Consider the following 14,844-nt stretch of genomic DNA (forward strand, 5'->3'; position numbering starts at 1 on the left):
GGCCTTCGTCGGCCCGTCATGTCACTTCACTCATGCTGATCAACTGTGTCGCCTACCAGGAAGGCAAGAAGCTGTCCGATGTCCCGGTCGAGGACATCAGCGAATACCTGAAACAACCCGACGCCTTCGTCTGGGTCGCGCTGCGCGATCCCACCGAAGCCGAGATCGCCGCCATGCAGGACGAGTTCAGCCTGCACGAGCTGGCCATCGAAGACGCCGCGCGCGGCCACCAGCGGCCCAAGCTGGAGGAATACGGCGAGAGCATCTTCGTGGTCGCGCACATCGTCGAAATGCACAAGGACGAGCTGTGCGTCGGCCAGCTGGCCGTGTTCGCGGGGCCGAACTACGTGCTGTCGGTGCGGCGCGATTCCAGCCAGGGCTTCCTCGGCGTGCGCGCCCGCGCCGAGCGCGAGCCGCACCAGCTGCGCAAGGGCGCCGGCTTCGTGCTGTACGCGCTGGTCGACGCCGTGGTGGACCGTTATTTCCCGGTGGTCGACATGCTCGAATCCGAGCTCGAATCGATCGAGGACCACATCTTCGGCCAGCAGGGCAAGCAGCAGCGCGCCAATGTCGAACGCCTGTACGAGCTCAAGCGCAAGGCCCAGCTGCTGCGCCACGCCGTGGTGCCGCTGATGGACGCGGTCGGCCGACTGTACGGCGGGCGCGTGCCGAGCGTGGTGATCGAGACCCAGGACTACTTCCGCGACGTGCACGACCACCTGGTCCGCATCGCCGGCAGGCTGGATGCGGTGCGCGACACCATCAACACCGCGATCCAGGTGACCTTGTCGATGGTGGCGATCGAAGAGAACGACATCAGCAAGAAGCTGGCGTCCTATGCGGCGATCTTCGCGGTGTTCACCGCATTCGCCGGAGTGTGGGGGATGAACTTCGAGTTCATGCCGGAGCTGAAGTGGAAGTGGGGGTATCCGTTCGCGCTGGGGACGATGGTGGCGGTGTGCGGGTATTTGTACTGGCGGTTCAAGAAAGCCGGCTGGATCTAGCGGCCTGCTGCCTCAGTACGTCGTACCTGCCACTGGCAGCTACGACTTCCGGCGAAGGCCGGAACCCAAGTTCGAAGCGCGGCCGCCGACTTCAAACGATAGCGATATGCGTGCAAACTTGGGTTCCGGCCTTCGCCGGAACGACGTGCAAGCGTTTACGGAGCTACTCGCTGCCCCGCGCCGTCGCCGCCGCCCCCGCCGATGCAAAGATCACCAGGCAAATCGCCGCCCACTGCATCCCCGTCAAGCTTTCACCCAGCATCAGGTACCCGGCCAGCGCCGCCAGCGCGGGGCCGGCCGACACCAGGATCCCGAACACCCGCCGCGGCAGCCGCGCCAGCGCCATCATTTCCAGCGTATAGGGAATCGCCGACGACAGCAGCGCCACCAGCAGCCCGCCGCCCAGCATCGCCGGCGTGAAGAGCAGGGCGCCCGCCTGCGCCACGCCCACCGGCACCGCGAACACGCTGGCCGCCAGCATGCCCCAGGCCACCGCGTCGGCGCCGCGCAGGGACGACACGCGCTTGCCGTACACGATGTACATCGCCCAGCAGAAGGCCGCGCCCAGCGCACAGGCCACGCCCAGCGGATCGAGCGCCACGCTGTCCGTCTGCAGGGGCAGCAGCAGGCCCAGGCCGAGGGCGGCGCAGGCCACCCAGGCGAAGTCGCGCGCGCGGCGCGAGGACAGGATCACGACCGCGAGCGGCCCGGTGACTTCGATCGCCACCGCGATGCCGATCGGGATGCGCGCGAATGCGCCGTAGATCAGGAGGTTCATGAGGCCCAGCATCACGCCGTAGACCAGCAGGTTGCGCGCGTCCTCGCGGCTGGGCAGGCTGCGCCAGGGGCGCACGGCCAGCAGCAGCATGAGGGCGGCCAGGCCCACGCGCAGGGCCGTCATGCCGGCGCTGCCGACCACGGGGAACAGCTGCTTGGCCCAGGCGGCGCCGGCGTTCACCGACACCATCGATCCCAGGATCGCCAGGCCGGGCCCGAAGGCCCTCACTCCACCACGCACGAAGCGGTTCAGCCGGCCATCGCCAGGGCGACCGCTTCGGCCACCCGGATGCCGTCCACCGCGGCCGACATGATGCCGCCCGCGTAGCCCGCGCCTTCGCCCGCCGGGAACAGGCCGCGCGTGTTCAGGCTTTGCAGGTCGCTGTCGTTGCGCTTGATGCGGATCGGCGAGGAAGTGCGGGTTTCGACGCCGGTCAGCACCGCGTCTTCCTTGTAATAGCCCTTGATCTGCTTGTCGAAGGCGACGAAGGCTTCGCGCAGCGCGAGGATGGCGTAGTCCGGCAGCGAAGGCGCCAGGTCGGTCAGGTGCACGGCCGGCCTGAAGGAAGGCGTCACCGAGCCGAATTCGGTCGAAGGCACGCCGCGCACGAAGTCGCCCATCAGCTGGCCCGGCGCGTCGTAGTTGCTGCCGCCCAGCACGTAGGCGCGCGACTCCAGCTCGCGCTGGAAGGCGATGCCGGCCAGCGGGTGGCCCGGATAGTCCTCGGGCGTGATGCCGACCACGATAGCGCTGTTGGCGTTGCGCTCGGCGCGCGAATACTGGCTCATGCCGTTGGTGACCACGCGGCCTTCCTCGCTCGAGGCGGCGACCACGGTGCCGCCCGGGCACATGCAGAAGCTGTACACGGAGCGGCCATTCGAGGCGTGGTGCACGATCTTGTAGTCGGCCGCGCCGAGCAGCTTGTTGCCGGCGTTCGGGCCGAAGCGGCAGACGTCGATCAGGGACTGCGGGTGCTCGACCCGGAAGCCGATCGAGAAGGGCTTGGCCTCGATGTAGACGCCGCGCTCGTACAGCATCTCGAAGGTGTCGCGCGCGCTGTGGCCGATGGCGATGGTCAGGTGGCGGGTCGGGATCTCCTCGCCGCTGGCCAGGCGCACGCCCTGGACCTGGCGCACGCCGTTTTCTTCCGAGATCATGACGTCCTCGACGCGCGACTCGAAGCGGATCTCGCCGCCCAGGGATTGAATCTCGGCGCGGATCTGCTCGACCATCTTCACCAGGCGGAAGGTGCCGATGTGCGGCTTGCTGACATACATGATCTCTTCCGGCGCGCCGGCCTTGACGAACTCGGTCAGGACCTTGCGGCCGTAGTGCTTCGGATCCTTGATCTGGCTGTACAGCTTGCCGTCCGAGAAGGTGCCGGCGCCGCCTTCGCCGAACTGCACGTTCGACTCGGTGTTGAGCTTGCGCTTGCGCCAGAAGCCGAAGGTGTCGACGGTGCGCTCGCGCACGATCTTGCCGCGCTCCAGCACGATCGGGTTCAGTCCCATCTGCGCCAGGATCAGGGCCACGAACATGCCGCAGGGTCCCATGCCGATCACGACCGGACGCGGGGTGCCGGGTGCCGGCCTGGCGGCCTCGACGAACTTGTAGCCGGTGTCGGGCGAGGGCATGACGTGCTGGTCCTTGACCAGGCGCGCCAGCACGGCGGCCTCGTTGCGCACCTCGGCGTCGATGGAATAGATCAGGACGATGGCCGATTTCTTGCGGGCGTCGTAGCTGCGCTTGAAGACCGTGAAATCGGTCAGGTCGGCATCCGCGACGCCGAGGCGGGCCAGGATGGCGGCGCGCAGGGCGGGTTCCGGATGGTTCAGGGGAAGCTTGAGTTCGTTAATTCGGAGCATGGAGAACGGTTGCTAGTGAGGCAACAGGTGAGCGGACAAAGGTTCTATTTTACCGTTTGCACGTCTTCCAGGCTCTGTATGTATCATGAGAGAATAAATACATACACATTCCCTAGTTTTCCGGAATAGCCATTCTTTGCCTAACTAAAAGGCAAAATGTTTCCACTACAAAACTAAATCGGAACAATATTCGGCATTTATCGTTCTGTTGCAAATTTACGATTGAATTTCCGTAAAATAATTCCGCTCCGTACAGTCGTCTTGTTGCGCACCATTGCGGTGCGCTCCCCAGCGAAAACGGTGCTGCGCCGCACCAAAAACATCCATTTTAAATATTTTTAAACTGAAAGTGTTGTATGCCTGCATATTTTTCTAATTTTTATTGACGGAGCAATTTTTGGCATGCTCTCATATGTGAGTTCGTATCGATTGTCAGCCTTTCGAGAGAATGAACGTTTTTGCCGCAGAGGAGAGCCCGTTACACCGGGAGCGGCGAATCGTGGAGTCAAGTGATTCAAATATGACCACCATTGGCCGGTTGCTACAGCAGCCGGCCCCAAGAACAGGAAATCACATGTTGAAAAAAACAGTACTAGTTCACGCTTTGAGCCTGGCCTTCGGCGGCGCCGTCATCGGCGTCGGCGTGATGGCACCGGCAATGGCACAGTCCAACGCTACCGGTACCGTCTACGGCACCGTCGCCCCGGGCGCCAAGGTCCAGGTGATCGTGGAAAACGTCGAAACCGGCCTGCGTCGTACGCTGACCCCGGACGCACAGGGCCGCTTCACCGCGAGCTCGCTGCCGACCGGTTCCTACCGTGTTTCGCAAGTGCGTGACGGCAATGTCATCGCCACCACCCAAGTCGAGACCAGCATCGGCCAGAACTCGGAAGCGATCTTCCCGTCGGCTAACGTGCAGACCGTCCAGGTCACCGGCACCCGTACCACGATCGACGTGACCAGTACCAACAGCGGCGCAACCTTCAGCGCCAAGCAGCTGGCAGCCCTGCCGATCGGCCGCAACGTCGAGGCAATCATCCAGCTGGCCCCGAACACCACCCGCGCCGACTCGCGCTTCGCCGGCGGCGCCTCGTTCGGCGGTGGTGCAGCATCCGAAAACTCGTACTACATCAACGGTTTCCCGGTCGTGAACCCGCTGACCGGCCTGGGCGCATCCCAGCTGCCGTTCGGCGCGATCGCTGAAGCACAGGTCCTGACCGGCGGCTTCGGCGCCGAGTTCGGCCGTTCGATCGGTGGCGTGGTCAACATCATCACCAAGAGCGGTACCAACACCTGGGAAGCCGGCGGCATCGTGACCGTCGAGCCGAAGTCGTGGCGCGCCAAGCCGCACGACATCTACTATGCGCGCACCGGCGCATCGTACAACTCGGGCACCGACGGCACCCTGCGCCTGGCGCGCCAGGAAAACACCCTGGACCGCAAGGTCTACGGCGCCTATGTCGGCGGTCCGATCATCAAGGACAAGCTGTTCTTCTTCGCAGCGGCTGAAAAGACCGACACCGACGAAGGCCTGGTCAACGGCTTCCGCGTCGGCACCTCGAACGACCGCAACGGCTGGCGCGATCGCAACACCAAGATCGAGCGCTACATGGCCAAGGTGGACTTCAACATCACCGACAACCACCGCCTCGAGTTCACCACCCTGGGCGACACCCCGGAAGTGACCAACCAGGACAGCGGCTTCAACTACGCGACCCGCACCCGCACCGGCACCGTCACCTCGACCGCGACCCGCATCAACGTCGACAACAACGGCGGCAAGACCAACATGCTGAAGTACGTTGGTAACCTGACCGACGACCTGACCGTGACCGCCCTGTACGGCCGCACCAAGTCGACCCACGAGAACATCTTCCCGGGCTACCAGCCGGACCTGTTCCAGATCTCGTCGACCCCGTCGGACCGCGTTCCTGGCCTGAACTACAACAACCCGCAGGCGATCTCGGGCACCGTGCTGGCTCCTGGCTCGATGGACATCGTCAAGTCGGGCCGCTTCGACATCGAATACCGTCTGGGCGCCCACACCCTGCGCGCCGGTCTGGACCAGTCGAAGATCGAATCGCTGCGCGCCGGTGAATTCCGCGCCGGTGGCGGCATCTGGACCTACTTCCGTACCGACACCCCGAACGAGGCGCTGGACGGCCCGGCAGGCGTGGAGATCCCGGCGCCGGCAACCGGCGGCGGCTACGGTACCCAGGGTTACTACGTGACCCGCGACCTGTTCTCGACCGTGACCGACTCGTACGGCGAGCAGAGCGCGTTCTACCTGGAAGACAAGTACCAGGTCACCAACAACCTGATGGTGACCCTGGGCGTGCGTAGCGAATCGTTCAAGAACCAGAACGATACCAAGACCACCTTCCTGGAGATGAAGAACCAGATCAACCCGCGTATCGCAGCATCGTGGGACGTGAACGGCGATTCGAGCATGAAGGTGTTCGCGACCGCGGGCCGTTACTCGGTGCCGATCCCGACCCACATCTCGGTGCGTGGCGCTGGCCGTTCGACCTTCACCGCCCAGTACTTCACCTATAGCGGCACGGACGCCAACGGCGCACCGACCGGCCTGGTGCAGCTGAGCGAGCCGCTGTCGAACAACAACGAGTACGGCCAGGACAAGGTGGTCGCCACCCTGGCGGCCCTGGACATGGATCCGGCTTACCAGGACGAGCTGACCGTCGGCTTCGAGAAGGCCTTCTCGCCGCAGCTGAACTTCGGCGCCAAGGCAACCTACCGTAAGCTGAAGTCGACCATCGACGACTTCTGCGACGTGCGTCCGTTCGAGCGTTACGCTGAAGCCAACGGCATCGCCATCACCAACCCGCTGTGGGGTAACACTTGCCAGACCTTCAACCCGGGTCAGGACAATACCTTCATGGTGGACTTCGCTGGCGATCCGGCCCGCCTGACCAAGGTCTTCCTGAGCGCGGAAGAGCAGGGCTTCGACAAGCCGAAGCGTACCTACGCTGCGGTCGACCTGTTCGCCGAGCACCCGTTCCGCAACGGCTGGTACGGCAAGGTGAGCTACACCTGGTCGCGCAACAAGGGCAACACCGAGGGCCAGGTCCGTTCGGACAACGGCCAGGCTGACGTCGCCGTGACCTCGACCTGGGACTACCCGGAGCTGATGGAAGGCGCGTACGGCTACCTGCCTAACCACCGCAAGCACCAGGTGAAGGCATTCGGCTTCTTCGAAGTCACCAAGGAAATCGTGGTCGGCGGTAACATGCTGATCGCATCGGGCCGTCCGCGCAGCTGCATCGGCAGCGCGGCTAACCCGGGCGATTCGCCGAACTACAGCAACCAGACCTTCTACTGCGGTGGCGCAAGCCGTTCGCAGAACGTCCTCACGCCGCGCGGCACCGTTGGCAACCTGCCATGGGATCACCGCTATGACGTGAACGTGGCGTACAAGCCGATGTGGGCGAAGGGTCTGCAGTTCCGCGTGGACGTGTTCAACCTGTTCAACAGCCAGACCGTCCAGAACGTGACCGAAGCGTACAACAACGGTACCCGTATCAGCAGCCTGTACCAGACCCCGCTGTCGCTGACCGCACCGCGTTCGGCACGTCTGTCGGTGATGTACGATCGTAAGTTCTAATCACGGTTGACGCGGCCTTCGGGCCGCCATTCCGCAAAGCCGCCTTCGGGCGGCTTTTTTTATTGGCGTTGTCGTAAGGTCGGAAGTCGGATGCCGCGTTCCGCGCCGGCGGAACGGGAGAGGATGTGGAAAAGACGGGAGCTTAGACGCCGCCCCAGGCCCCGGCCAGGATGGCCAGGGCGGCCAGGCCGGCGGTCTCGGTGCGCAGCACCCGCGGCCCCATGCTCAGCGAGAGCGCGCCGGCGGCGACGGCGGCCGCTTCTTCCTGCGGACTCAAGCCGCCCTCCGGCCCGATCAGTAGGGTGGCCGCTTGCGGCGCCGTGGCGCGCGCCCAACCGGCGAGCGACTCGGTGGCGCGCGGGCTGAGCAGGATCACAGGCCCGCCGGATGGCTGGGCCAGCCATTCCGCCAGCGTGGCCAGCGGACGCACTTCCGCCAGCCGGTTGCGCCCGCACTGCTCGGAGGCAGCGACCACCACGCCGCGCCAGTGCTCCAGGCGCTTGTCGGCGCGCTCGCCGGACAGGCGCACCACGCTGCGCGCGGCCGCCAGCGGCTGGATCGCGCTCGCCCCGAGTTCGACCGCCTTCTCGACGATCCAGTCCATTTTCGCGCCCTCCGGCAAGGCCTGGGCCAGCGTCAGCGCGTAGGGCGCTTCGGCCTCGACCGCTTCGAAGGCGCTCACCTGGGCCGTGGCGCGCTTCTTGTCGACCTCGACGAGCGTTGCGGCGTACTGGCCGCCGCGGCCGTCGAACAGGGTGAGCGCCGCGCCCGCCTGCAGGCGCACGACGTGCAGGTGGTGGGCGACATTGGCCGGCAAGGCCACGAGGGCGCCGGGCAGCAGGTCTTGAGGGCAATAGAAGCGGGGCATGCGTTCGATGGGCTGGGGGAGGACACGTATTGTAGGGTTCGCGCCGCATGCAGGACAAGCAAGACGGGGCGCGCACGGTCCGGCCGTCCCCGCTCGCGATGGGGAAGTTTGTTTCTTTTTAGATACAGGCAAGCCCAGGTATGTACATCTGCGTCACTAAGTATTGACAGTCAGCAAGCATAATGTTTTGATCTATTTACAAGTACATACAACCATGCTCAGGAGGCAGCTGTGTGTGCTTGCAGAGGGAATGGGGGCCGGCGTCTTCATCCGGGAGCCGGAACGCATTCATGTTGTTCATTACGTCGGATTATAAAAATGATTAAAGAGAAGCTGATATCGCGCGCTGTACGTATGTCCCTGCTGGTCGCAGGCCTGGGCGCCGTGGCCCAGCCGGTGCTGGCCCAAGAAAAAATGACCGTCGTCGAGGTGACGGGTACCCGCATCACCTCCCCGGGCATCACCTCGAACAGCCCGATCTCGTCGATCACGGCCGCTGAAATCCAGACCACCCAGCCGGTCGCCGTCGAAGAGTTCTTCAAGGCCCTCCCGGCCGCCGTCCCGGCCATCGGCCCGGGCACCAATAACGGCACCGGCGGCGCGGCCACCATCGACCTGCGCGGCCTGGGCTCGAACCGCTCCCTCGTCCTGGTCAACGGCCGCCGCCTGGTGCCGTACAACCTGAGCGGCACCGTCGACACCAACGCCATTCCGATGGCCCTGATCAACCGCGTCGACCTGGTGACCGGCGGCGCCTCCGTGGTGTACGGCGCCGACGCCGTCGCCGGCGTGGCCAACTTCACCCTGAAGCGCAACTTCACCGGCCTGGACATCACCAGCACCTACGGCGCCACCAGCGAGCACCGCGACGCCAAGCGCCGCCGCACCGACATCACCATGGGCAGCAGCCTGGCCGACGGCCGCGGCAACGTGGTGCTGAGCATCGGCAAGACCACCACCGACCCGCTGACCCAGGGCGAGCGCGACTACGGCATCACCAGCCTGAACTCGGTGACCGGCGCCCCGACCGGCTCGGCCACCGCCGTCCCGGCCCAGTTCTCGACCAGCCAGGGCGTCGGCGGCACCACCGCACTGTCCGGCGCATGGCAGATCAATCCGACCACCGGCCAGCTCGTCCAGCCGGTGGTGCCGTACAACACCAACCCGCCGAACTTCTACCAGACCGGCCTGGACCGCACCCAGGCGACCGTGCTGGGCAATTACAAGATCAACAACTACGCCGACGTCTACACCGAAGTGTTCTACACGACCAGCAAGGTCGCGTCGGCGCTGGCCTCGTCCGGCACCTTCGGCAACACCTTCCAGGTCCCGATCGGCAACCCCTACATTCCGCAGCCTGCGCGCGAGCAGATCTGCGCACGCCGCGGCATCCCGGCAGCGAACTGCGTGGCCGGCAACGCCACCATGGTGCCGCTGCTGGTCAACCGCCGCATCACCGAGCTGGGCCCGCGCTACAACGACTTCGACACCGACACCCTGCAGTACACCCTGGGCGTGAAGGGCGACCTGGTGGGCGAGTGGACCTATGACGCCTACTGGAGCCGCGGCACCTCGGACCAGACCCAGATGCGCCGCAACTGGGGTTCGCTGGCCAAGGTCGGCCAGGCCCTGAACGCGCTCAGCACCACCGCCTGCGTCAACCCGGCCAACGGCTGCGTGCCGCTGAACGTGTTCGGCGCAGAAGGTTCGATCACCCCGCAGCAGGTCGCCTTCATCAACCAGACCGCGATCCTGATGCAGACCGTCGAGCAGGACGTGGCGCAGGCTTCGGTGTCCGGCAACCTGGGCGACACCCTCCGCAGCCCGTGGGCGGAAGACCCGATCGCCGTGTCGCTGCTGGCCGAGCGCCGCAAGGTGAGCGCCGGCACCCAGTCCGACGCCGCCTCGCAGATCCAGGGCGAAGTCCTGGGCACCGGCGCGCCGACCCCGGACCGCCGCGGCAGCTTCAAGCTGAACGAGTACGCCGTCGAGCTGTTCATCCCGCTGCTCAAGGACAAGCCTTTCGTGCGCAGCCTGAACGCCGAGCTGGGCTACCGCGAAACCGAGTTCAAGACCGCCAGCAACTCGCGCAGCTACGGCAGCTGGAAGGCCGGCGGCGAATGGGCGCCGGTGAAATCCTTCCGTGTCCGCGGCATGCTGCAGAAGGCTACCCGTGCGCCGAACGTGAACGAACTGTTCGCACCGAACGTCACCGGCCTGTCGAACCTGGCGGCCGATCCTTGCCAGGGCGCGAACATCAACCAGGCCGCGGCGAACACCGCGGGCACCCTGTCGAACCTGTGCCGCCTGACCGGCGTGCCGCTGAGCGAGATCGGCAGCCTGCCGGCGCCGTCCTCGGGCCAGATCAACAACCTGAGCGGTGGCAACCCGAACCTGGGACCGGAATCGGCCAAGACCCGCACCTTCGGCTTCGTGGTCGAGCCGCTGCCGCGCCTGGCCGTGTCGGTGGACTACTACAAGATCCAGATCACGGACGCGGTCTCGTCGCCGTCGACCACCGACATCCTGGACCGCTGCTACAGCGCCGCGCAGAACCCGGGCTTCACCATGAACGAGTTCTGCGGCATGATCGGCCGTAACACCATCAACGGCACCTTCAACGGCAACGAAGCGCGCGGCGTCGCCACCCCGCTGTCGAACCTCGGCAAGCAGAGCACCGCCGGCGTCGACCTGAACGTGGCCTACCGCCTGAACCTGAGCCAGGTCGGCCTGGGCGCGAACTGGGGCAGCCTGGACATGAGCCTCGGTTCGAACTTCGTGACCGATTACCACTACCAGGCCACCCCGACCTCGGTGAACCGCGACTGCCTCGGCTACTACTCGATCGCCTGCAACAACGTGGTCAATGCGCCGGTGTACAAGCGCAAGTTCGCCCAGCGCACCACCTGGAACATGGGCGCCTGGTCGGTCGGCTACAACTGGCGCTACGTGAGCGGCGTCAACGAAGAGCCGGGCGGCACCGTCTTCCTGCCGCGCTTCTCGACCATCGACGCGTACCACTACGTCGACCTGCATGCGTCCTGGAGCGTCATGAAGAACGTGCGCCTGACCGCATCGGTCACCAACGCCTTCGACAAGAAGCCGCCGATCGTCGGCGGTTCCATCGGCGGCACCGGTCCGAACAGCGGCAACACCTTCCCGCAGAGCTACGACGCGATCGGCCGCTACATCACCCTGGGCGCGTCGGTCAAGTTCTGATCGTTTCGCCCCGTAAAAGCCCGGCGCCTGGCGCCGGGCTTTTTTTCGCCCGGCCGCGCCGGAATCGATTGCTTTCTTCCCGCTTTTGAATTCCAGCCGACCGGGTCTGGTAAAATAACGGGCTACGGCCAGCCGCACCGCCACCGCTTACCAATCCCTGATCTTCGTATCCCATGAAATCTACGCAAACCACCACCCTGATGGCCAACGCGATCCGCGCGCTGGCGATGGACGCCGTCCAGAAAGCCAACTCTGGCCACCCAGGCATGCCTATGGGCATGGCCGAGATCGGCGTCGCGCTGTGGGACAAGCACTACCGCCATAACCCGGCCAATCCGGGCTGGTTCAACCGTGACCGCTTCCTGCTGTCGAACGGCCACGGCTCGATGCTGCACTACGCGATGCTGCACCTGGCCGGCTACGACCTGAGCATGGACGACCTGCGCGACTTCCGCCAGCTGCACTCGAAGACCGCGGGCCACCCGGAAGTGGGCATCACCCCGGGCGTGGAAACCACCACCGGCCCGCTGGGCCAGGGCATCGCCAACTCGGTCGGCATGGCGCTGGCCGAATGGCTGCTGGGCTATGAATTCAACCGTCCGGGCTACGAGGTGGTGGATCACTACACCTACGCCTTCCTGGGCGACGGCTGCCTGATGGAAGGCATCTCGCACGAAGTCGCTTCGCTGGCCGGCACCCTGCGCCTGAACAAGCTGATCTGGCTGTACGACGACAACGGCATCTCGATCGACGGCCGCGTCGAAGGCTGGTTCACCGACGACACCCAGAAGCGCTTCGAGTCCTACGGCTGGAACGTGATTCCGAAGGTCGACGGCCACAATGTCGCCGCTGTCTCGGCCGCGATCGAGCAGGCCAAGCAGTCGGACCGTCCGACCCTGATCTGCTGCAAGACCATCATCGGCAAGGGCGCTCCGAACCTGGAAGGCGGCGACAAGGTCCACGGCGCCCCGCTGGGCGACAAGGAAATCGCGGCCGTGCGCCAGCACCTGCTGTGGGATCCGATCCCCTTCGACATCCCGGGCGAGATCTACGAAGCATGGGACGCGAAACAGCGCGGCGCCGAGGCCGAAGGCGCGTGGAATACCTGCTTCGCGGCCTACCGCGAAGCCCACCCGCAGCTGGCCGCCGAATTCGAGCGCCGCATGAAGGGTGAGCTGCCGGGCAACTTCAATGAAGTGCTGGACGCCGCCATCGCCGCCTGCGTCGAGAAGAAGGAAACCATCGCTACCCGCAAGGCCTCGCAAAACGCGATCCAGGCCCTGGCCCCGGTGCTGCCGGAATTCCTGGGCGGCTCGGCCGACCTGACCGGCTCGAACCTGACCAACTGGAAGGAATCGGTGGCGGTGCGCTCGGGCATCCCGGGCAACCACATCAACTACGGCGTGCGCGAATTCGGCATGGCCGCGATCCAGAACGGCGTGGCCCTGCACGGCGGCTTCATCCCGTTCGGCGCGACCTTCCTGACCTTCTCGGACTACAGCCGCAACGCCCTGCGCATGGCCGCGCTGATGAAGATCCGTTCGCTGTTCGTGTTCACCCACGACTCGATCGGCCTCGGCGAAGACGGTCCGACCCACCAGTCGATCGAGCACGTCTCGTCACTGCGCCTGATCCCGAACCTGGACAACTGGCGTCCGTGCGACACCGTCGAATCCCAGGTGGCCTGGGGCGCCGCCGTGCAGCGCAAGAACGGTCCGTCGACCCTGATCTTCTCGCGCCAGAACCTGCCGTTCATGGAGCGTGACGCCGCCGCGATCGCCAACGTGGCCAAGGGCGGCTACGTGCTGCGCGACGCCGCCGACGCCAAGATCATTCTCATCGCCACCGGTTCGGAAGTCGAACTGGCGATGAAGGCGGCCGATGCGCTGGCAGCTGAAGGCGTGGCGGCGCGCGTGGTATCGATGCCGTCGACCGATGTGTTCGAACGCCAGGACGCAGGCTACAAAGCCCAGGTCCTGCCGCGCGGTATCCCGCGCGTCGCGATCGAAGCCGGCGTGACCGACTTCTGGTACAAGTACGTGGGCCTGGAAGGCGCGGTGGTCGGTATCGACACCTTCGGCGAATCGGCGCCGGCGCCGGTGCTGTTCAAGCACTTCGGCTTCACCGTCGAGAACGTCGTGGCCAAGGCCAAGTCCGTCATCTCGGCGTAATGTTTTCTACGGGCTGCCTCTGGCGGCCCGTTTCGCATGTGCGTTGTGAAAAAAGTTTTTTTCTAATCAGGAGCAAAGCATGACGATCAAGGTAGCAATCAACGGTTATGGCCGCATCGGCCGCAACATCCTGCGCGCCTTCTACGAAGGCGGCAAGAAGCAAGACATCCAGATCGTGGCGATCAACGACCTCGGCAACGCCGAATCGAACGCCCACCTGACCCGCTACGACACCGCCCACGGCAAGTTCCCGGGCACCGTCACGGTCGAAGGCGACAACATGATCGTCAACGGCGACAAGATCCGCGTGTTCGCGCAGCGTAACCCGGCCGAAATCCCGTGGGGCGAATTGAAAGTGGACGTGGTCCTGGAGTGCACCGGCTTCTTCACCACCAAGGAAAAAGCTTCGGCCCACCTGAAGGGCGGCGCCAAGAAGGTCATTATCTCGGCCCCGGGCGGCAAGGACGTCGACGCCACCATCGTCTTTGGTGTGAACCAGGACGTGCTGAAGTCGACCGACACCGTGATTTCGAACGCTTCCTGCACCACCAACTGCCTGGCCCCGCTGGTCAAGCCCCTGCACGACGCCATCGGCCTGGAAACTGGCCTGATGACCACCGTGCACGCCTACACCAACGACCAGGTGCTCACCGACGTGATGCACGAAGACCTGCGCCGCGCCCGTTCGGCCACCCAGTCGATGATCCCGACCAAGACCGGCGCCGCCGCCGCGGTCGGCCTGGTGCTGCCTGAGCTGAACGGCAAGCTGGACGGCTTCGCGATCCGCGTGCCGACCATCAACGTGTCGATCGTCGACCTGTCCTTCATCGCCAAGCGCGACACCACCGTGGACGAAGTCAACCAGATCATGAAGGCCGCGTCGGAAGGCGCCCTGAAAGGCATCCTGACCTACAACACCGACCCGCTCGTCTCGGTGGACTTCAACCACAACCCGGCATCGTCGAACTTCGACGCCACCCTGACCAAGGTCTCGGGCCGCCTGGTGAAGGTGTCGTCCTGGTACGACAACGAGTGGGGCTTCTCGAACCGCATGCTCGACACCACCGTCGCGCTGATGAACGCGAAGTAATCAAGACTGCTCGAGCAGCATCCGAAACCCCGGGGGCCGCAAGGTTCCCGGGGTTTTTTCATGCCGACGCGTTCTGACGGGAGACTTGGCGGAGATTATTCGATGGGCGCTGAATGGATGAGCATGATCCTGGAATCAGCAGGCCTGGAACTCGTTAATCGAACAGCGGGAAGGAGGTATTGGCGCCTGTATTTTGTATTAACAGGCGGGGGAAGGTATTCGCTAAC

8 protein-coding genes are annotated in these 14,844 nt (G+C 64.9%); 5 read left to right on the top strand and 3 right to left on the bottom strand.

The window, feature by feature from the left end:
• Window positions 1–32 precede the first annotated feature (32 nt).
• Window positions 33–1,004 (top strand): magnesium/cobalt transporter CorA, encoded by a 972-nt coding sequence (corA, locus tag KBW95_RS10545; RefSeq protein ID WP_211526050.1) that lies wholly within the window; start codon window positions 33–35, stop codon window positions 1,002–1,004.
• Between the two features lie 163 nt (window positions 1,005–1,167).
• Here corA and KBW95_RS10550 read toward each other — a convergent pair whose 3' ends face one another.
• Both KBW95_RS10550 and KBW95_RS10555 read right to left on the bottom strand, forming a co-directional pair.
• Window positions 1,168–1,971: an EamA family transporter gene (locus KBW95_RS10550; protein WP_211528247.1), complete on the bottom strand. Its 804-nt coding sequence runs from the start codon at window positions 1,969–1,971 to the stop codon at window positions 1,168–1,170.
• A 59-nt stretch (window positions 1,972–2,030) separates the two neighbouring features.
• On the bottom strand, window positions 2,031–3,647 hold the full coding sequence (locus KBW95_RS10555) for an NAD(P)/FAD-dependent oxidoreductase (RefSeq protein WP_211526051.1): 1,617 nt from the start codon (window positions 3,645–3,647) through the stop codon (window positions 2,031–2,033).
• A 658-nt stretch (window positions 3,648–4,305) separates the two neighbouring features.
• Between KBW95_RS10555 and KBW95_RS10560 the strand changes: the two genes are divergently transcribed.
• A complete protein-coding gene (locus KBW95_RS10560; protein WP_229429674.1) occupies window positions 4,306–7,269 on the top strand; it encodes a hypothetical protein in 2,964 nt (987 codons plus the stop codon).
• Window positions 7,270–7,411: 142 nt separating this feature from the next.
• Here the strand turns inward: KBW95_RS10560 and KBW95_RS10565 are convergent, their stop codons facing one another.
• The gene (locus tag KBW95_RS10565) at window positions 7,412–8,137 is read right to left on the bottom strand and encodes a 16S rRNA (uracil(1498)-N(3))-methyltransferase (RefSeq protein ID WP_211528216.1); all 726 of its coding nucleotides are present in this window, start codon (window positions 8,135–8,137) and stop codon (window positions 7,412–7,414) included.
• A gap of 354 nt (window positions 8,138–8,491) precedes the next feature.
• Here KBW95_RS10565 and KBW95_RS10570 point away from each other — a divergent pair, with 354 nt between their 5' ends.
• The 3 genes from KBW95_RS10570 (at window position 8,492) to gap (ending at window position 14,617) form a co-directional block, all read left to right on the top strand.
• On the top strand, window positions 8,492–11,356 hold the full coding sequence (locus KBW95_RS10570) for a TonB-dependent receptor domain-containing protein (RefSeq protein ID WP_211528217.1): 2,865 nt from the start codon (window positions 8,492–8,494) through the stop codon (window positions 11,354–11,356).
• Window positions 11,357–11,529: 173 nt separating this feature from the next.
• A complete protein-coding gene (tkt, locus tag KBW95_RS10575; RefSeq protein ID WP_211526056.1) occupies window positions 11,530–13,527 on the top strand; it encodes a transketolase in 1,998 nt (665 codons plus the stop codon).
• Between the two features lie 79 nt (window positions 13,528–13,606).
• Window positions 13,607–14,617: a type I glyceraldehyde-3-phosphate dehydrogenase gene (gene gap / locus KBW95_RS10580; RefSeq protein ID WP_211526057.1), complete on the top strand. Its 1,011-nt coding sequence runs from the start codon at window positions 13,607–13,609 to the stop codon at window positions 14,615–14,617.
• Window positions 14,618–14,844 lie beyond the last annotated feature (227 nt).

This window comes from Massilia sp. ZL223, assembly GCF_018119395.1.
In the GTDB taxonomy this organism is placed as follows: domain Bacteria; phylum Pseudomonadota; class Gammaproteobacteria; order Burkholderiales; family Burkholderiaceae_D; genus Telluria.